Below are 17,505 nucleotides of genomic sequence, written 5' to 3' on the forward strand. Positions count from 1 at the left end.
TCTTAAGGAGGTGAGCAGATATGAAAGAATATATTGCCGAGTTAGAACAGGAATTTTCTTCGATAGAAAACGGTTTCAAGACGGAAGAAAGTAGAGCTTTACAGGATTTTCACTCCCATGATTTTGCTTATTGCAAGACTTTGGCATTTGCAGCTTTTCAATCTCCTGCTTATCAAGTAAGAATGTATGGGGTATTTCTTTTCGGCTACTTATCTGAGGACACAGAAATCCTTCATTTTATGAAGGAAGAAGTTACGAAGGATGAGAACTGGAGAGTGCAGGAGATTTTAGCGAAGTCCTTTGATACCTATTGTAAAAAAATCGGAATGGAAAAAGCCCTTCCCACGATTTCGGAATGGCTACAAAGTCCTGAGCCGAACGCCCGAAGAGCCGTTACGGAAGGGCTAAGAATCTGGACAAGCAGAGCCTATTTTAAAGATCATCCGGAAGAAGCCATTCAGCGCTTAGCCGCTTTAAAAGAGGATCCTAGTGAATATGTCAGAAAATCCGTGGGCAATGCTTTACGAGATATCAGTAAGAAATTTCCGGATTTCATTCGAAAAGAAGTAGAGGCTTGGTCCTTAGATAGTAAAGAGATCAAACAGGTTTATCACTTGGCAAGTAAATTTATCAAGGATTAAAGACATTGTTCTGTTACTTGCCATAATTGGAACGGAGAAGTTGAGAAGGAGTTATACTAAATTGAATTCTAAGAGGCTGGCAAAATTTCTTATCATTACATTCCTTATTTCTTGGATAGCATGGTGTGGGCTTGCTGCGTTAACAAGTCTCAATATTTTTCCATTTTCCCATCCTTTAGGTACTATTCTGCATATTATAGGAGGCTTCGGACCAGCGATAGCAACTTTATTTGTATTGGAAGAAAAAAATACGATTAAATCTATAGTAAAATTCATTTTTGAACACAGAAAAAAATCATTGAACTATCTGTTTCTATTTTCTGTTTTTGAAATACTGACAATAAGTTTATCTTCAAGAGAATTTAATGCTGCATTAAAGATGTATTTAATACCTTTAATTTTTCTACAAGCAACATTTATATATGGTGGTGAAGAAGAATTAGGTTGGAGAGGAGTTATGCAGCCTTTATTAGAGCAACAATTGAATTCTCCGATATCCGCCATTATTACAGGCACAGTGTGGGGGATTTGGCATATACCGCTTTGGTTTATAAATGGGTCATCTCAACAAAATATGCCGTTTACCTTGTTTTTAGTATTAGCTATTATACTCAGTTTTTGGCTAGCGACAATTTACAAAAAAACGAAATGCATATTTGCTTGTAGTGTTTTTCATGGATTGACAAACACTCTTTTGTCTATGTTTATCATTAAATTGAATATTATACTTATAATAGGTGTTATTGCTATGCTTATATATTCAATATATATATGGTATTACGGAGAAGCAAAATCATAATTCCCAGTTTGTAGAGGAGGAGAGAAAACGGAATGGAATTATGGGAGCAGATCAATAATAATACGGAACTTCATACTATGCTTATGCGAGAGTGTGACATTTGCTTTTACAAGCAGCTTCAGGAAATCCAGTTTATGGAGAATAATGAAAACTATTCTATGCAAGCTAAGGCATTTGCACATGATGCAAGTGGCGGAGAATTTGTGTTGTTAGAGGATGAAAGTATTGGCTTTATCAGTAGTGAAGGAGAGGTGGGATAAGATTCGGGGGGCGTTAGCGGAAGAACTGTCACTTCCGTTTCATCCTGAGCATTTGCAGGATGTGGCAATGCAGTTTTATAAAGCAGCGATAAGAGAGCCTTTATTTTTCTGCAAATATATGGACGGTACGGAGGAATATACTTGTGATTCTCTGCTTTCCGACACGGTAGGGATGTGGGTGAAAGAACTTAGCGGAATGACGAAAGAGGAGATGGAAAACAATCATGAGCATCTATAATTGGATACAGAAAGTGTTCTTTGAGATTTATGAAGAATGGCACATGAAAGACCCCAATTACGATAGAAATGGATTTCATATCATCGGAATTGACAATTCTCTAAAAGCAATGCATGACGGATATACTACTTATGCAGAGATAAGCCCCTCCCATGCCATAAAGGGCTGTACGTCTATGAAAGCGGTAGTCGGGAAAAGCAAAGAGCTTGTAAATTTATATTTGAAAATAGAGGATAAAAAATATCTAATTTCCGACTTAAGCTACAGCGATGCCGTAAAGATTATGAGGGCATTTGTAAAAAAGGAAGTTCTTCCCGATGAAAGGACTTATACGGAAGTGATAGGAAATGATGATGCAATCGTAAAATCCGCATTTGAAGAATTAACAAAGCTCCTGCTGGCAGATCCCCAAACGGCGAAGCGATTCTTAAAAAAACACAAGCATGAAAGTATGGAAGATATGGATCATGCCTGGGAAGAGCTTTTTTTCGCATTAGAGCGGAAAGGAAAGCTTATAGAACTGGATTGGAAAGCAAGGAAAGATAGCTTTATTCCTGCTGTGCGTAAATTAAGTGCCGGCCTAAATCTTGAGATGGATGAGAAAATACTGAATGATGAAGAGGATATTCCCAGGTGGGGAAAGATTCTGAATGCCCAGTGGACAGAGTATGTTTTGTCTGCCATGGATATAGGAAGTGACAGCTATGCGATGATGGTTCTCAGTAAGGAAGACTTTGCAAAAGCAAGGGAACTGGTGAAAGTGTTCTTGCATAGAATAGCGGTGATTGAAGAGATGTGAGAAGATTTTATAGTTATATTCCAAGGAAACAATCGAGGCATGGTATAATTACTTCTCATCCGAAAAGTTTGAATGTTTAAGGAGAAAAACGCTAATGATTAACGAAATAATTTTCATGGAAATTAGATTATTAGGAGAGTTCTGCCAAAAGTATAGAATGAGTCGGGCGGCTGCCAATGATCTTTTTTCAAAACATAAAATCTGGCAATATATAGAGTCGTGTTATGACACTTTTCATATTAATGGTGATGAGCACAATTTAGAGGATATCAGTAATGTTTTAAAGACGAAGGGAGCGATTTAGTGAAACTAAAAGATGGAATGCGCCTACCACGGAAAGAGCAATTGGCTGTTTGAAATTTCAGGAGGCAAGAAAATATGTCATTTGAAAAAATGAATGCATGTGCAGACATGATACTTACAGATGCTATTTGTGATATGGCTGAAGAAGAAAATATCTCCATTGAAGAGTCGAGAAATAGACTTTTGAGTTCTAATGCATGCAAATGTCTTTATGATTTTGATTCCGAACTGTGGAAAGAAGGACCTGATTATTTTTTGGACTACTATAGAAGGTCTGAGAAAAATCTGAGGTGTAAATAGACATGGAAAGGCTAAACAGCATCATTCAAAAAATGGAAGCCTGCATTCAAGATAATGACGATCTTGAAACCGTGATGATGGACTGCATGGAAGAAATTGAAGAAAACTATAATCAATTAGACTCCGTACAGCCCTTGCTCCATCTGATGGAAAGGCATCCTTTGACAGACTTTGGAAGTCCCGGACCAATCGTCCATTTTGTGGAGAGATTTTATAAAAAAAGGATATGAAGAAGAACTTCTTCTGTCCTTAAAAAAAATGCCTACTTTACATACGGTATGGATGCTAAATCGTCTTATCAATGGAACAGATCAAGCGGAAGTCTATTTAGATATTCTGAAGGGAATTTCTGAAAATGCATCCTGCGATAAGGAAATCAGAGAAGAGGCATTGCACTTCTTGTCGATTCACTAAAGCACAATAGTTCAAAGTTTGCTTTTTATAATGCTTGATTTATAACAATAAAAGAAAACTTGAAATCTAAAGAATCTAAAGAATTTAAGTAAGATAAAGAGCGAAAGGAAGAAAATATGAACTTGGCAAAAATTTCAGCAAACGGTCAGATTACAGTGCCTGTAGAAGTGCGTTATGGAAGAAAGGTATAATGAATAATAAGTCGATAATGAAAGCATTTTTATTTCCAACATTGCTTCATATAACAGCAGTTGCAGTACTGGTTGGAATTCTAAAAGAAAAAGGATATGGATTAGGCTACCATTCTTTCTGGGGATGGTTTTTATTATCACTGGAGGTGTGTCGTCTGCCTTTTGGGGCGCATTTTATCAAATTAAATACAATGGGAAAAAGCCTTTGCGTATAATAAAGGATTTTTTCAAGATAAAGCAGCCATTTAAAATCTATGCAATGGCAATTGTGTTTTTAATTATAGACTTTTGTTCTGTGGCAATAAGTAAGGGATTCCAAATTGAAAATGTATGGATTCCGATAGCTCTATTCTTTAAGGCCATTCTATTTGGGGGAATAGAAGAAATAGGATGGAGATATTCTTTCCAGCCCTGTCTAGAGAAAAAGCTTTCCTATATCGTTGCGACGATGATGACCTTTGTGTGCTGGGGAGTATGGCATTTTTTGTTTTTTTGTATTGATGGTAGCATTGTAACGGTTGATGTTCTTAATTTCTCGTTGGGACTATTCACAAACTGTTTCATACTATCGGCATTATTTGCCTATTCAAATAGTTTATGGATATGTGTAATGACACATGCACTAATGAATACATTATCTCAAATTACTTTTCATGATAATGTAATTATAGGGAATGCATCCAAAGTAATATGTATAGTTGCTGCTATTTTGTTAGTTCATGCGACAAAGAAGGCAAAAAGTAGCTTAATGAAAGCTGACAATGCCTCTACAGTAGGCTGAGCGGTCCTGCTGCCAAAAGTTCAGCGATTTGATAGGGACTATATCAAGAGCAAGGATGCGAGAATCAACGCATTATTGTAAAAAATACAGATTACATTGAAAGCGAGGTGAAGCGAGTGTTAATGAATTCGTCGGAGTATATCTCCATTGTTGAGAAGATAAAGAGTGAAATTACGAGTGCGCAGTATCGGGCAGCTGTTCATGTAAACGCAGATATGTTGCTCCTATATTATGACATCGGTTGTGTCATTAATGAGCACAAAACTTGGGGAAACAAATTCATTGATAACCTTGCGTCCGATATTCGTATGGCGTTCCCGGAAAGCAAAGGTTACTCTGTTCGCAATCTAAAGTATATGGCAAAATTTGCTGCTCGTTTTTCAGATAGAGAATTTGTGCAAGAGGCACTTGCACAAATAACTTGGTATCATCATATTGCCTTGATGGATAAACTGAAGAGTGTAGATGAACATATATGGTATACGAAAGAAGTGACAAAGAATGGCTGGTCTCGCAATGTGCTGGTGCATCAAATCGAAAGCGGACTATATCAGCGTCAGGTGTTGGTTGATAAGGTTTCTAATTTTGAAAGTCGCTTGCCGTCACCGCAAAGTGAGTTGGCAGCGCAGACCATGAAAGACCCGTATGTGTTCGACTTTATCCCATTCCGTGAGGAGATGGTGGAAAGAGATATTGAGCAGGCGCTTGTTCGCGACGTTACTAAGCTTCTGCTGGAACTTGGAACAGGATTTGCATTTTTAGGCAATCAGTATCATCTTAATGTCGGGGGCGATGATTTTTATATTGATCTATTGTTTTATAATTTGAACTTGCGGTGTTATGTAGTTATCGAGTTGAAAGCAGGAGATTTCAAACCGGAATATGCTGGTCAGCTGAACTTTTACCTATCTGCAGTAGATGGAATCCTAAAGAAAGAGGAAGACAATCCGTCCATCGGTTTACTGCTCTGCAAAAGCAAGAATAATTTGATTGCAGAATATTCTCTAAAGGACATTTCAAAGCCGATTGGTGTGAGTGAGTATAAAGTTACGAGCAGTCTTCCGAATGCCCTGGAAGAGCAGCTGCCGTCTGTTGAAGATATTCTAAAGAGAATTAAGTAAATTGTGTCTTGGGAACAAAAGGGTATTTTTCTGTGAGTTCATTATCCAGTTCCATCATGTGAAGAAGCTGGCTGGATGAACCGGAAGGCTGGCTGATTTGTGACATTTAGTGTATTGTATAGATGATATTTACTATTTATGGGAATATCGTTTTACTCAGTGCTCAGTAGTAGAAAAAAGCTTTTATCTATCTGAGAGTTTTTGTGTTTCACTTAACAATTTTATTCGCTGGATAAAATATATTTCATCAGTCATTAGAGTATATTTGTAATCATATCATAAGGAGTTACTATTATTGGATTATGGAGAAATAACATCACTTTAATAATTATCAGTATTATATTCTTTTTTATTACATTTTTTGCTATGAAACGATCTATCTCCAAATCTTTAGAATCCTATGCTTAAGAATTGAAAGGAATGCGAGAAAATGTCACATAAGGCATATAGTTCACATAACTATATTTGTGAGCCAAATAATATTGATGTTTATTTTGAGTATAATCATTCAGTGATTTTTAACACTAGCGAGAAGACAAGACTTAATGGTTCAAGGTGTAAGGAATTATTAGTGATTACTGAGTGTGAATTGGAGGAATACAATGGAGTATTTGAAATCAATAGGTATAGTAGAGAGGATAATTTAGTTGTACAAGGAATTATTTCCTTTTTTACTGGTTCTCCACTGACTGTTTATCATGTTCATAGTAGCGCCACTTCTGTTAAGTCAATAAAATACGAAAAACAAAAGTTTCATTTAAAAGTTAATGGTATTGATTATTCAGAAGATTTAATAACAATGTTACATAAATTAAATCAAGAACCCGAATTAATTAGTACTTTGCTCGATAGGTGGAGAAAAGCACTTTATTTGAAGGAAGAAAGTTGCGATGCTGATTTGTATTATGATGAAGCGATAATTAGTTTTTTTCATATATTTGAGTTAATGGGAGAGTGTGTTGCTACTGAATTGAAAGGTAAACTTGAAGCAAATATTGAAAGTATGTTATATCAACATTTTAACTTTTATTACTTTTCAGGGACAAAGAGAAAGCAAATGGTTGAACAGAATAAAAAAGCGGTTAACAGACTTTTGATAGGTGATGCTCTTAATTTATCAATTAAAGTTAAATATTTTCTGGAACAATATGAGCTATTAGATGATAATGTGGATTTTTTTATAGATAATATGATTAAAGTGAGAAATGAAATAGCACATGGAAGGATTACATACAAAAAAGAATTTTTGTGGCCGTTATCACCTTTTTTTAATCTAGCAAAAAACTTTTACGAAAATATTGAAACTCTTGTATTTTTGTCAGCAGAAATGATTTCTCGATATATTGGAATAAGCTGTTGGGAAAAAGAATGGAATGAAATAAAAAATTTTTTAAGTCCACCAAATCATGTAATAGCAAAGTTTTTAAACGGAAAAATAGAGATAGAAAATTTTAACTATGATATGCTGATTTCAGATAATAAATATAATATTACTTGGAGGACGTTATTTACTTATTATGTAAATAAACCTCAAAAAAACACAAGAGAATGTATGGAAGCAGTGACAAAAGATGCATTTTTGAATACATTAATTAGCGAAGAAAATGGACCAGACCTTTTTAATATATCAATTATTTTTTCTGACTCAGAAGATTCTGATATAAAACATAAAGCTATCGAAAATATTAAAAGTATAATTTTAAATCATTGGTATGGTTGGTCGAACTTTAAAGATGCATATTCGTATTTGGAGTATTATTCTGTGAAAGTAATCTGGTACGAAGAATTTTTACTAAACAAAGAGTATCTTGAAATATAACAATGTAAACAAAGAGTAGTCATCTTATACTAGATCATTCTCATTTTCAAATAGCGCATCCAGCAGTAAACTTGTGGAGGAAAAACATGAAAAAGTATATGGGAATCGCTTTAGCTTTTATTTTTATATTTGCCTTAACAGCTTGCGGAGCGAAGAAGGAAATCAGCCTGCCGGAGGCAAAGGAAATAACAGAAATGGAAATTACGGAAAATCCTTCCGGAAATACTGTGAAAATCACGGATCAGGATGAAATAGCTAAAATCGTGAAGGACATCAAAGAAAATACTAAAGATACAGGAGGGGAAAGTTATCATGAATCGCCTGCAAACATTAAAAATTTTCTGGCTGTTAGCTTTTATTATAACAATACGGAAGGGAACTGGGGAGTCGTTTATCTATATGAAAATAGAAATAAGACCTATGCTGAACAACCCTATTCAGGGATTTGGAAAATTAAAAAAGAAGTATTTAAAGAGATTAGCGGTAAATTAAAGCAATAAAGGGACAATGTAAAAGGATTTTGACACACGCTATAAGTGATGTAAAAGCCATTTGCTGGACGACAGGGGGCATTTTCCCTACAATAAAAATGCTAGGGAGGTGCAGTAGCATGGAGCATAATATTAGAAACAAAATCATTATCATACTCTCATATCTTCTGATTTGGGCACTTGCCATGATTGTATTTTGGTTTTTTACAAGTGGAAGTGATGCTATGAGCTACAGCTTGATGTACCTTTGGATTATTCTACCGGTAACAACATTTGTTGAGTCCGTGCTGATTGGGAAAAATGACTTTTTTGGAAAAGGAAAATGGGGATTTACCCTTTTCTTTGGCCTAATGTATATGCTTGCTGAATATGGCACATTTAAAATGGCAAACAACATTGCCGTTAACAAGATAAATGCCCCGGATTTCGGAATGATTGTAGCCGGAGTGATAATCTCTGCAATCGGTATCTTGCTGGGTTCGTTGTGGAAGAAAAAACACTAAATTTAAGGAGGTAATTCCTTGCGCTATATCCTTTTCCTTCGAGCTGTCAATGTGGGTGGGAAAAATAAAGTTTCTATGACGGATTTAAAAGCCTTATTGGCTAATGCAGGTTTTGAAAATCTTGATTCCTATATCAACAGCGGCAATCTGTTTTTCAGTAGTGTGGAAAGTCGTGAGGCTTGTATCTTAAAGATAAGAAAAGTATTAGAAACAAACTACGATTTTTCAATTCCCTTTGCTTTACTTACGAAAGAGGAGTATCTGGAAGAACAAGCGGCATTACCGGCTTGGTGGGAAGAGGAGTTGGCAAGAAGAGATGTTTTGTTTTATTCCTGTGGTATGGATAAATCCGGAATTCTCCACTTTATAGAGAACTCTACATTTTACAATGAGAAAGTATATGTCGGGAAACAGGCAGTATTTTGGGGGAAAATGGATGAGGCGGAATATCTAAAAACCACCTACCATAAAAAACTCATGAAGCAGGATTTCTACAAGCAAATTACGATTCGAAACGGAAATACCTTTGATAAGATTGCTGAAATTTTGAGGAGCTCAGAATGAAAACAATAAAGCTAATAGGAAAAAACATAGGAGTTATAGTGCTTTCCATACTGGTATTCATAATCGGTGCTATTGTGGAAGGTTTAGTGCAAGAATGTTTTTCCAATCAGTATTTGCGCCTTGTCATACCGGCTTTTGTAAGGATTGCGGTTACCGTTGCCCTTGCTCGTTTTGTATCGTCGAAGCTACTAAAAATGAGCGCAAAGGAGCTGGGACTAAAACTCAAAAAGATGGATATTAAGTTGTTCCTTATCTCTATAGCCCTACCACTCACCGTTCTGGCTTTCTATGCGTATATCCTGCCAAGTAAAGCTTACATTGCAAAACCGGGAAGCTTTTGGATATCTTTGATAAGAGGGATATTTAGTTTTGGGATTACTGCAGGAATCTGTGAGGAGCTGATTTTCAGGGGCATGATTTTTAGGTATATGCAGAGAACTTTAGGCTTAAAAGCTGCAGTGATACTACCCTCTCTTTTATTTGCCTGTGCCCATATCATGAATATGGAAAGTTTCAACCTTACGGATCTGGTACTTTTAATCTTGGCCGGTTCATCGGTTGCAGCCATGTTTACTTTATTTGCGTTACAATCAGATTCAATCTATCCGGGGGCATTTGCGCATGCAGCCTGGAATATCCTTATCATCGGCGGCGTTTTCGGAATAGGGGATACGGTAAATGGTATGGGGAACGATTCCTATCTTATCATTCCCATACAGTCTACAAATAAGCTACTAACAGGTGGTAATTTTGGTGTGGAAGCAGCTCTTCCGGCGATTATTGGATATATTACGGTTGCTTTGATGATAGGGGTTTTAGTAAAGAAGGAATTTAAAAAATGCGCACACAGAATCTAAATATGTGCGTATTTTTTGATTATTTTGAGATTATGAGTATAATAAAAATCAGATACATAGAAGAATATTGTGTGTTTGATATTTTGCGAAGCAGGTATATTGATGGATATTCAAAATCAAGTTAAAAATATAATCATTCAACAAGGCGGAATAGCCAAATCGGCTGATTTTGTCGCTGCCGGTATTTCCGCTATTCAAGTAGTATCTTTGTGCAATGTGGGATTTCTTGAACGTGTTCGTCATGGGTATTACAGTCTTGCCAACCATGATACCGCTTCAGAAGAGCAGATGCTTGCCAAACTTTTTCCAAAGGGAATTGTCTGTGTTGAATCGGCACTATTTCATTACGGATACTGTGATTTTACTCCTCGTAGATGGTCGATTGCCGTTCCTCGCTCTATGTCACGAACAAAGCTCGGAGACAACATTCTTCGCTTGCAAGTATATTATGTTCAGCAAGACATTTATGAGCTTGGCAAAATATATGATACTTTTAACGGAGTAATGCTGGCAGTATATGACCGTGAACGAACGCTCTGTGACTGCTTCAAATATCGCGCAAGGCTTGATACGGAGACTTTTAACAAAGCACTCAATGCATATGCAAATGATCCGGAAAAAAATCTGCAGAATCTTTCGATATATGCAAAGAGCTTGCATGTGTATAAAAAAGTGACAGAATTAATGGAGGTGTTGCTGAATGGCTGATATTTCCACATCTGTGCTCGCACGACTCAAAAATAAAGCAGCTGAAAGCGGCAGAAGCTATCAGCTTTGCCTGCAACTCTTCTGTCAGGAGGAGTTTCTGCGCAGACTGGAAAAGTCCAAATATGCAGAAAACCTTGTATTAAAAGGTGGTCTGTTCATCTATTCCCTCACGGACTTTGATAGCCGTGTTACTGTTGATGTTGATTTCTTGCTCAGGAGGATACCGAACACACCGGAACAACTTAAGGCCATATTGGAAGAAATCATAGCGACAGACACCGGCAACGATTTCATTACCTTTGAAATCAAGAATGTGGCTCCCATTGCGGTGGCAAAGAAATATGCTGGAATCGGTGCTTCCCTTGTGGCGAAGATCAAGAATACGAAAACTCCTTTTAGTATAGACTTCGGTGTCGGTGATGTAATCGTTCCGAAGCAGGAAAAGAGAAAGATACCGACGCAACTTGACGATTTTAACGCCCCAATGGTCAACACATATTCTTTGGAAACCACGATTGCTGAAAAACTTGACGCTATCCTTTCTCTGATGGAATTCTCTAGCCGGATGAAGGACTATTACGATCTTTATTACCTCGCAAATAAGTTTGATTTCGATGGCGCAACGCTGACGAAAGCACTGAATAAGACCTTTAAAAATCGTGAGCATCACTTTACGGTGGAGCAGTTCGAGCAGATTATGACCTTCGGTAGCGACGACGCTATGCAGAAAAAGTGGAAAGCCTTCTGTCGAAAGATTGATACAAAGACCGATGATTTTATTGCGGTGCTGAAAACGATAAGAAAATTCTTGTCAGAGCCATACAATGCAGCCGTAGAGGATAAAGAATTTGTTGAAACTTGGACTGCTTCCAACGGAAAGTGGAATCCAAACAGAAGGTAGCGCACCTTTTATCGGGATCATAGATGATTTAAATATTTTATATTTTTGATAAGAAAATGAAGTGATATTTGAAAAATACATTGTGCTATTTGTTTGCGCAGTACTTCGTCAAGAAAAGTATAGATAATAATACGTCAGAAATGGGTTCTTGAAGGTGAGAGATCCACCATCATAAAGCTTCCTTAAAAAGCGGAAAAGATTGATTGGTTTTATATGGAAAACCATAAGAAATAGCTAACGCATGGAGATAGAATATGAGGTGAAAATATGCAGGATAATATTGATAGACATTTTACAGGAACATTCAAAATTGGTGAAGAAGAGATAACTGGCGAGTTAATCTATAATAAAGAGAGAGGCACTACTTTACTCAATCTTGGAAAGCAATTATTGGATATTCCTGTGGGAAAAAGCTATGGAAACTTAGATATAATCACAGGCGTTCTTAATTCTGGAATAATAGTTACACTCTTCCATAATCGTTGCACTCAGAATCAAACGCGATTATTTCAGACTCAGAAACTTGTTTATGTTGCTGAATATTCGATATGGTCAAAAAGGAATGCAATAAATATTAAGTACAATAAATTAGAGTGTGTATTAGAAAATGCTTTGGACTGGAGCGGATTATCTGCCATAGATACGAGTGACCTTTCGGTAATAAAATTCAAAGTAAATGATAATAAAAATGTATATCATTGGTTTGACGCAACAATCACATTTCATATTTCATTGAACTGTGAATTGTTTAGCTTTCCACACAAAGAGGAATCGAAGGTTGTTGAACGTTTGGTTGTAAGTATTGAAGCGGATAAAAAGCAGGAAACATCGTATTTCATCTCAGTACGTAACAAAGTAATATCTTTGATTTCATTCGCAATAAAAAATAATGTGAACATAAACGAACAGTATTTGTATGACTATGATGATAGCTATCAACTCGATGAGCATACTGAATATTACCAGAACTATTTGTATACGTCAGAGCATCATCTTCCCATTTATAACAGTAGTCAGTGGGAATACAATTTCACGCTTGCTCAGTTATTACCAGAAAAAGATATAAATAAAGAATTAACTTTATTAGAACCCGTATTCAATCTATATTTATCGCTATTCAAGTATACGGATATGCCACCTGAAATGATTTTTCTGAATATTGTTCAGGCATTGGAAACATTTCACGCAAGATTTTTTTACGATAATAGTAAAGACAAATATTTTGCGTCCGTAATTGAGCGTTTTGGGAGCTGTCAAAACTATCCTGATATAGAAAAATTGTTATTGTGCGATACTCAAAAAGATAAAAACTGCAAATATATTATCTTGGTGTCAAGATTGAATGACCTCCTCATTGGAAAGAATGATGGGCTGTTCAGGGATTACTATGTAACTGACGCTGGATTTGCTCAGACTGTCGCAGATACTAGACATTATTATACCCACTATGGAAAGTCCAAAGAGAAAAAAGCGTTGAAAGGTGACAAACTTATTGATGTGATAGGCATTCTGGCTTTATTACTTGAATATAACGTTTGTTTGAAATTAGGAATTGATAATCAAGAGAAAGTAAGAGAACGTCTTAGCAGCATCGCATGGTGGAAACAATTTCAAAACTATTATCAGAAAGAGAACGAAAAGAAAGAATCATAAACCGTATTTAATAAACACTGGATGATACACTCACTTTTTGACAATACAAAACAAGACCTTATGTGGCGACTAATCTAAAATTAGACTTTAGATTAGTCGGAGGTCGGGCGTGGCATATATTCCAAGAGCTATTTCAGATATTTTAAAAAGAGGGTAAAAGCAGCAAATGTACATTGATTGTAGGGGTAAGACAGGTGGGAAAATCCACACTGGTAAAGCTGGAATTGATGAAAGGAATCTTTGGCAGGAATTTTATTCCTCCTATGTTGCCACTTATTTGGAAAGAGATATCCATGAACTGATTGCTGCGGATAGTATTACGTTTACAAAATTTCTAAAAGCAGTTGCGGCAAGAACAGGGGAAATGCTGAATTATAAAAACATTGCGGGAGATGTTGGCGTAAGTGAACCGACCATAAAAAACTGGATTTCTATTCTGTCAAGAACGGGAATCATCCTATGCCTTATTGACAAAAAGACCTATCTTAGAGAGAATTTATTGGCTTTACCTATTCAGTATATTTAGTGGAGAGATTATCACGAGTGCTTCTTCTGCTTTAGGGAACTTTTTGCAAATAGAAAATACATAAAGTTCCCTAAAGTAGACGCCGGAAGAGTAAATTCAGTGTGCCCCCCTCTACGCCGTAATCGATTGTTCGGCGTTCCACATGGCAGTATATTTACCGCCCAATGCCAAAAGTTTTTCATGGGTTCCGGACTCCACTACTTTTCCACCGGACAGCACGAGGATTTGATCCGCGTTTTTTATAATAGACAATGTGTGCGCAATCATCACAACGGTCTTGTTTTCTTGCAGAAGACTTACAATTGCCTGTTTTACAGCGAATTCATTTTCAATGTCCAAAGAGGCGGTTGCCTCATCAAGAAGCAGAATCGGGCTGTGTTTCAATATGGCCCGGGCAATAGAAAGCCGCTGCCGTTCACCGCCGGAAAGCAGATTTCCATTTTCCCCGACGGAAGTATCATAGCCCTTTTCCATTTTGCGGATAAACGGGTCACAGTTCGCTTTTTGGCAGGCGGTTTCAATTTCTTCATCGGTGGCGGAAGGTTTTGCGTGGCGTATATTTTCCCGAACTGTATCATTAAACAGGAAGGTGTCCTGATCCACCATGGAGATGCTATCCAGCACATCTTCCGCATTGACATTTCGGATAGATTGTCCTCCGATGGCAATTTCTCCGCTATCCGGATCATAATACTTTGCAATCAGATTCAGAATTGTTGATTTGCCCGAGCCGGAGTCTCCCACGATTGCGGTTAGCTTGCAATCCGGGATGGAGAAGTTCATTTCTTTCAGAACAACTTCCCCCTGTACATAAGAAAAGGATACATCGTGAAAGGAGATGTCGTGCTCTTTGGGAGAAAAAACAGCTTGGCTTTTTGCTTCTTCCTTTTCCTCCAACACGTTTTGAATGTTTGTCTTAGAGAGCAGGAGATTTCTGTAACTGAACAGGTCGACCGAAATCGCAGCGGTAAGACGAGCGAAAACCATTGGCATCATGCAGAGAAACAGGAAAGTGACTGCGGAAATGTCTCCGGACTGCCATGGGATGAATCCAATCCACATCACAAGCGGAACAGTCAGCCAATTGACTATGTTAAAAGCGAAATTAACAGGTATTCCGTGTGCCTCATATTGATAACTGACGGTGCTGAATTTCCGCAGGACATCTGTTGTATTTCTGTTTTTAACACCACCCATTCCATAAGAACGGAAGGTCCGGATTCCGTCAATGTACTCAACGATTTGTCCTACGGCTTCCGCCGTAACGGAATTCTTCTCCTTGCCGTACTTCTCCACAATTCGAAACGACAGCAACATTTCCGGAATGAGGAGTAGAAGAGAAAACAGCAGGAGGATTGCGGCAGGAAAATAGAGAACACAGATCAAAGCAAGTACGATTACGGACAGAACTCCGTTTTTCACAAGGGAGGCAAGTTTGTGCGTCAGAATCTGCTCATAACTGTTTACATCTGCCGTCATGATATTGATATATTGTCCTTCCTGTTTCTCCGTAAAAGAGGATAGCGGAACTCTCCTTAGCTTATCGCCAAGGCCGAGACGGATATTTTTAGAAACCTCAGCGCCCCCGATTTGGCTTTGTGTATAGCCTGTGCTGTAAATGGCAAGCCGTATCAGGAAGATTACGCCGACGAGGCAGGATATACGGGTGATGCTCCTTATATCAGCGGACCCGTCGTACAGCATTTTCAGCACTGCGTAAAGGACAATGTAGTTACTTCCGGAAAGCAGTCCTTCCAAAACAGTCAATAGCAGCGCGAGGTAAAACCGGGGATTCTTATGGAAAAGATTCATGTCTCTCATCTTATGTCTCCTCCTTTCCCATAACGGATATTTCTTGCCGCTTCATAGCTTTCCCAACTTTTCCGATAGGTTCTGTTTCGCGTAAGCAGTTCATCATGGGTCCCTATATCGGAAATCGTGTGATTTTCTACTACTACGACCCTGTCACACATACCGACCACACTAAGCCGATGGGCAATGATGATGACGGTTTTTCCTTTGCAGAGGTTCTTAATCGCCTTGTCAATCTCCATCTGATTTTCCGGATCGGCAGCACTTGTAGCTTCATCCAGGATGAGAATGGGCGCATTTTTAAAAATTGCCCTAGCGATGGCGATTCGTTGTTTTTCTCCGCCTGAAAAGCGGGAACCATAACTTCCGACCTTTGTATCATATCCATCCGGAAGGGACATAATGAAATCGTCAATCTGCGCTTTTCTTGCAGCTTCCCGCACCTCCGTAAGAGATGCATCCTTCCCCATACGGATATTGTCAAAGACAGAGTCCCGGGTCAGAAAAGTCTTCTGAAAGACAAGAGAGATATGCTGAAGGAGCGTTTCATAGTGAATGCTTTTAACATTTTTCCCTCCGATCAAAACCTCTCCCTCGTCCACATCATGGAAACGGGCAATCAGTGCGGCAACCGTGCTTTTCCCTGCCCCGGATGCGCCCACAACGGCAATCTTTTCGCCATCCCGGATGCTTAGGTTGGCATTTTCCAGCACGTTTATTTTCCCGTCATAGGAAAAACGTACGTTTTTTAACCTGATATCATGGCTTTCGGGGAAATCGTCTCCCCCTTCAAAGGTGGGAAGCGCCAGTATTTCTTTGACTTTGCTCATGCCGCTAAATGCCTGTGCAAAATTCCCGGAAAGCTGTTGAAGTGGAAGCAGTTCCGTTAAATACAAGGAACCGATGTAGGAAAAGAGGAGAAATACACTTGCCGGGATAGATCCCCGCAGGAAAAGTCTCCCGCCAAGAGGAACAAGGAGTAAAAGTCCGGACTCCAGAAGCAGGATAAACACGGCATATAGGGGAGCGGTCTTTTTCGCGATTTTGTTCCATGCTCTGTTTTCGTCGAGAATGGCTTCTCTGAATTTTTTAAAGGATTTGCTGCCCATCCGGTATGCTTTAATGAGACGCATACCGCGGACATATTCGACCATGACGGAATTGAAGTCGGCGAGAGAGGCGTTGGACTCCGGTAATAGGGCAGACATTTTTTGAAACACCGCCATCATTACCGGGATATCCAAAAAGAGAGGAATCAGGGAAATCAGTGCCAGCGGGATGTTCACGGTCATGAGGTAGATAAAAATCACGACAGGACCGGTGAGATAGCTGACAAGCTCCGGGATATTATGGGCAAGACACAACTCCAGCTTCTCGATGTTTTCATTCAAGACGGTTTTGATTTCGCCTGTGCTCCGTTCACTAACGTATCCGAGCGGCACTTTCGCGAGCTTTTCTATAATCATGCAGCGCACGCGAAACAGCGCATTGTACGCCCCTTTATGCGAGAGCACGCCGGACAGCCCCAAGAGAACCATGCGGAAAACAGTAGTGACACTTATGAGAACGATACAGTCCGTCAATCCTTTCCTTGTCAGTGTTCCAAGCAGAACGGCGTCCATCAGGTGGTAAATACCGACGTATGGTCCGATTACAAACAGTCCGCTCAAGAAAGCACAGAAAACTGAGGCAAATAAGTACCATTTGTCGCTGCCTGCCCATGTAAGAAGTAATTTTATCGGCTTTTCCCGGTTCTTATGCAAAGCAATTCCCTCCCCTTAACCGTACATATTGAAATGAAAGAGATACTGTGGTAATACATTG

The 17,505-nt window shown here is 38.4% G+C and carries 22 protein-coding genes; 20 read left to right on the forward strand and 2 right to left on the reverse strand.

All coding sequences use genetic code 11. From position 1 onward, the window contains the following. Nucleotides 1-20 precede the first annotated feature (20 nt). The 20 genes from HMPREF9625_RS01635 to HMPREF9625_RS11270 all read left to right on the forward strand — a co-directional run bounded on the left by HMPREF9625_RS01635 (nucleotide 21) and on the right by HMPREF9625_RS11270 (nucleotide 13,869). Nucleotides 21-641, forward strand: coding sequence for a HEAT repeat domain-containing protein (locus HMPREF9625_RS01635; protein WP_009535026.1), 621 nt, complete (start codon nucleotides 21-23; stop codon nucleotides 639-641). 61 nt (nucleotides 642-702) lie between these two features. Beyond that, entirely contained in the window at nucleotides 703-1,440 is a 738-nt protein-coding gene (locus HMPREF9625_RS01640; RefSeq protein WP_009535025.1) for a CPBP family intramembrane glutamic endopeptidase, read from the forward strand. A gap of 32 nt (nucleotides 1,441-1,472) precedes the next feature. Then, the gene (locus tag HMPREF9625_RS11440) at nucleotides 1,473-1,700 is read left to right on the forward strand and encodes a hypothetical protein (RefSeq protein WP_009535024.1); all 228 of its coding nucleotides are present in this window, start codon (nucleotides 1,473-1,475) and stop codon (nucleotides 1,698-1,700) included. After that, nucleotides 1,666-1,938 carry a hypothetical protein gene (locus HMPREF9625_RS11445; protein ID WP_009535023.1) on the forward strand — a complete coding sequence of 91 codons (273 nt, stop codon included), beginning with the start codon at nucleotides 1,666-1,668 and terminating at the stop codon, nucleotides 1,936-1,938. The genes HMPREF9625_RS11440 and HMPREF9625_RS11445 overlap by 35 nt, the downstream gene beginning before the upstream one ends. Beyond that, nucleotides 1,925-2,737 (forward strand): DUF6630 family protein, encoded by an 813-nt coding sequence (locus HMPREF9625_RS01650; RefSeq protein ID WP_009535022.1) that lies wholly within the window; start codon nucleotides 1,925-1,927, stop codon nucleotides 2,735-2,737. Before HMPREF9625_RS11445 ends, HMPREF9625_RS01650 begins: the two co-directional genes overlap by 14 nt. A gap of 94 nt (nucleotides 2,738-2,831) precedes the next feature. Next, nucleotides 2,832-3,041, forward strand: coding sequence for a DUF3791 domain-containing protein (locus HMPREF9625_RS01655; RefSeq protein WP_009535021.1), 210 nt, complete (start codon nucleotides 2,832-2,834; stop codon nucleotides 3,039-3,041). A 74-nt stretch (nucleotides 3,042-3,115) separates the two neighbouring features. Beyond that, nucleotides 3,116-3,340 carry a hypothetical protein gene (locus tag HMPREF9625_RS01660; RefSeq protein ID WP_009535020.1) on the forward strand — a complete coding sequence of 75 codons (225 nt, stop codon included), beginning with the start codon at nucleotides 3,116-3,118 and terminating at the stop codon, nucleotides 3,338-3,340. A 2-nt stretch (nucleotides 3,341-3,342) separates the two neighbouring features. Further along, nucleotides 3,343-3,570 carry a hypothetical protein gene (locus HMPREF9625_RS11450; protein ID WP_009535019.1) on the forward strand — a complete coding sequence of 76 codons (228 nt, stop codon included), beginning with the start codon at nucleotides 3,343-3,345 and terminating at the stop codon, nucleotides 3,568-3,570. Nucleotides 3,571-3,944: 374 nt separating this feature from the next. Continuing rightward, entirely contained in the window at nucleotides 3,945-4,160 is a 216-nt protein-coding gene (locus HMPREF9625_RS11455; protein WP_009537863.1) for a hypothetical protein, read from the forward strand. Next, a complete protein-coding gene (locus HMPREF9625_RS01670; RefSeq protein ID WP_009537871.1) occupies nucleotides 4,151-4,726 on the forward strand; it encodes a CPBP family intramembrane glutamic endopeptidase in 576 nt (191 codons plus the stop codon). The genes HMPREF9625_RS11455 and HMPREF9625_RS01670 overlap by 10 nt, the downstream gene beginning before the upstream one ends. Before the next feature lie 122 nt (nucleotides 4,727-4,848). After that, complete coding sequence (locus HMPREF9625_RS01675) at nucleotides 4,849-5,847, forward strand: PDDEXK nuclease domain-containing protein (RefSeq protein WP_009535017.1); 999 nt, start codon at nucleotides 4,849-4,851, stop codon at nucleotides 5,845-5,847. Between the two features lie 430 nt (nucleotides 5,848-6,277). After that, the gene (locus tag HMPREF9625_RS01680; RefSeq protein WP_009535016.1) at nucleotides 6,278-7,666 is read left to right on the forward strand and encodes a hypothetical protein; all 1,389 of its coding nucleotides are present in this window, start codon (nucleotides 6,278-6,280) and stop codon (nucleotides 7,664-7,666) included. A gap of 86 nt (nucleotides 7,667-7,752) precedes the next feature. Further along, nucleotides 7,753-8,166 (forward strand): DUF5301 domain-containing protein, encoded by a 414-nt coding sequence (locus HMPREF9625_RS01685; RefSeq protein WP_009535015.1) that lies wholly within the window; start codon nucleotides 7,753-7,755, stop codon nucleotides 8,164-8,166. A gap of 110 nt (nucleotides 8,167-8,276) precedes the next feature. Continuing rightward, nucleotides 8,277-8,660, forward strand: coding sequence for a hypothetical protein (locus tag HMPREF9625_RS01690; protein ID WP_009535014.1), 384 nt, complete (start codon nucleotides 8,277-8,279; stop codon nucleotides 8,658-8,660). A gap of 18 nt (nucleotides 8,661-8,678) precedes the next feature. Beyond that, complete coding sequence (locus tag HMPREF9625_RS01695) at nucleotides 8,679-9,224, forward strand: DUF1697 domain-containing protein (RefSeq protein WP_009535013.1); 546 nt, start codon at nucleotides 8,679-8,681, stop codon at nucleotides 9,222-9,224. Beyond that, nucleotides 9,221-10,081 carry a CPBP family intramembrane glutamic endopeptidase gene (locus HMPREF9625_RS01700; RefSeq protein ID WP_009535012.1) on the forward strand — a complete coding sequence of 287 codons (861 nt, stop codon included), beginning with the start codon at nucleotides 9,221-9,223 and terminating at the stop codon, nucleotides 10,079-10,081. The genes HMPREF9625_RS01695 and HMPREF9625_RS01700 overlap by 4 nt, the downstream gene beginning before the upstream one ends. Nucleotides 10,082-10,183: 102 nt before the next feature. Next, nucleotides 10,184-10,789, forward strand: coding sequence for a type IV toxin-antitoxin system AbiEi family antitoxin domain-containing protein (locus HMPREF9625_RS01705; protein WP_009535010.1), 606 nt, complete (start codon nucleotides 10,184-10,186; stop codon nucleotides 10,787-10,789). Continuing rightward, a complete protein-coding gene (locus HMPREF9625_RS01710; protein ID WP_009535009.1) occupies nucleotides 10,782-11,690 on the forward strand; it encodes a nucleotidyl transferase AbiEii/AbiGii toxin family protein in 909 nt (302 codons plus the stop codon). Before HMPREF9625_RS01705 ends, HMPREF9625_RS01710 begins: the two co-directional genes overlap by 8 nt. Before the next feature lie 267 nt (nucleotides 11,691-11,957). Further along, entirely contained in the window at nucleotides 11,958-13,343 is a 1,386-nt protein-coding gene (locus HMPREF9625_RS01715) for an ApeA N-terminal domain 1-containing protein (RefSeq protein WP_009535008.1), read from the forward strand. A 166-nt stretch (nucleotides 13,344-13,509) separates the two neighbouring features. Beyond that, nucleotides 13,510-13,869 carry a DUF8612 domain-containing protein gene (locus HMPREF9625_RS11270; protein ID WP_009535007.1) on the forward strand — a complete coding sequence of 120 codons (360 nt, stop codon included), beginning with the start codon at nucleotides 13,510-13,512 and terminating at the stop codon, nucleotides 13,867-13,869. Nucleotides 13,870-13,980: 111 nt separating this feature from the next. Here the strand turns inward: HMPREF9625_RS11270 and HMPREF9625_RS01725 are convergent, their stop codons facing one another. Further along, the gene (locus HMPREF9625_RS01725) at nucleotides 13,981-15,690 is read right to left on the reverse strand and encodes an ABC transporter ATP-binding protein (RefSeq protein WP_009535006.1); all 1,710 of its coding nucleotides are present in this window, start codon (nucleotides 15,688-15,690) and stop codon (nucleotides 13,981-13,983) included. Further along, nucleotides 15,687-17,444: an ABC transporter ATP-binding protein gene (locus HMPREF9625_RS01730; RefSeq protein WP_009535005.1), complete on the reverse strand. Its 1,758-nt coding sequence runs from the start codon at nucleotides 17,442-17,444 to the stop codon at nucleotides 15,687-15,689. Before HMPREF9625_RS01730 ends, HMPREF9625_RS01725 begins: the two co-directional genes overlap by 4 nt. Nucleotides 17,445-17,505: the final 61 nt, after the last annotated feature.

This window comes from Oribacterium parvum ACB1, assembly GCF_000238055.2.
In the GTDB taxonomy this organism is placed as follows: Bacteria; Bacillota; Clostridia; order Lachnospirales; family Lachnospiraceae; genus Oribacterium; species Oribacterium parvum.

Coding starts and splice junctions, on each gene's coding strand:
- HMPREF9625_RS01725 (WP_009535006.1), bottom strand. CDS start 15,690: ATGAGAGACATGAATCTTTTCCATAAGAATCCCCGGTTTTACCTCGCG.
- HMPREF9625_RS11450 (WP_009535019.1), top strand. CDS start 3,343: ATGGAAAGGCTAAACAGCATCATTCAAAAAATGGAAGCCTGCATTCAA.
- HMPREF9625_RS01705 (WP_009535010.1), top strand. CDS start 10,184: ATGGATATTCAAAATCAAGTTAAAAATATAATCATTCAACAAGGCGGA.
- HMPREF9625_RS01710 (WP_009535009.1), top strand. CDS start 10,782: ATGGCTGATATTTCCACATCTGTGCTCGCACGACTCAAAAATAAAGCA.
- HMPREF9625_RS11270 (WP_009535007.1), top strand. CDS start 13,510: ATGTACATTGATTGTAGGGGTAAGACAGGTGGGAAAATCCACACTGGT.
- HMPREF9625_RS01635 (WP_009535026.1), top strand. CDS start 21: ATGAAAGAATATATTGCCGAGTTAGAACAGGAATTTTCTTCGATAGAA.
- HMPREF9625_RS01660 (WP_009535020.1), top strand. CDS start 3,116: ATGTCATTTGAAAAAATGAATGCATGTGCAGACATGATACTTACAGAT.
- HMPREF9625_RS01700 (WP_009535012.1), top strand. CDS start 9,221: ATGAAAACAATAAAGCTAATAGGAAAAAACATAGGAGTTATAGTGCTT.
- HMPREF9625_RS11440 (WP_009535024.1), top strand. CDS start 1,473: ATGGAATTATGGGAGCAGATCAATAATAATACGGAACTTCATACTATG.
- HMPREF9625_RS01675 (WP_009535017.1), top strand. CDS start 4,849: ATGAATTCGTCGGAGTATATCTCCATTGTTGAGAAGATAAAGAGTGAA.
- HMPREF9625_RS11455 (WP_009537863.1), top strand. CDS start 3,945: ATGAATAATAAGTCGATAATGAAAGCATTTTTATTTCCAACATTGCTT.
- HMPREF9625_RS01650 (WP_009535022.1), top strand. CDS start 1,925: ATGAGCATCTATAATTGGATACAGAAAGTGTTCTTTGAGATTTATGAA.
- HMPREF9625_RS01685 (WP_009535015.1), top strand. CDS start 7,753: ATGAAAAAGTATATGGGAATCGCTTTAGCTTTTATTTTTATATTTGCC.
- HMPREF9625_RS01690 (WP_009535014.1), top strand. CDS start 8,277: ATGGAGCATAATATTAGAAACAAAATCATTATCATACTCTCATATCTT.
- HMPREF9625_RS01715 (WP_009535008.1), top strand. CDS start 11,958: ATGCAGGATAATATTGATAGACATTTTACAGGAACATTCAAAATTGGT.
- HMPREF9625_RS01680 (WP_009535016.1), top strand. CDS start 6,278: ATGTCACATAAGGCATATAGTTCACATAACTATATTTGTGAGCCAAAT.
- HMPREF9625_RS01655 (WP_009535021.1), top strand. CDS start 2,832: ATGATTAACGAAATAATTTTCATGGAAATTAGATTATTAGGAGAGTTC.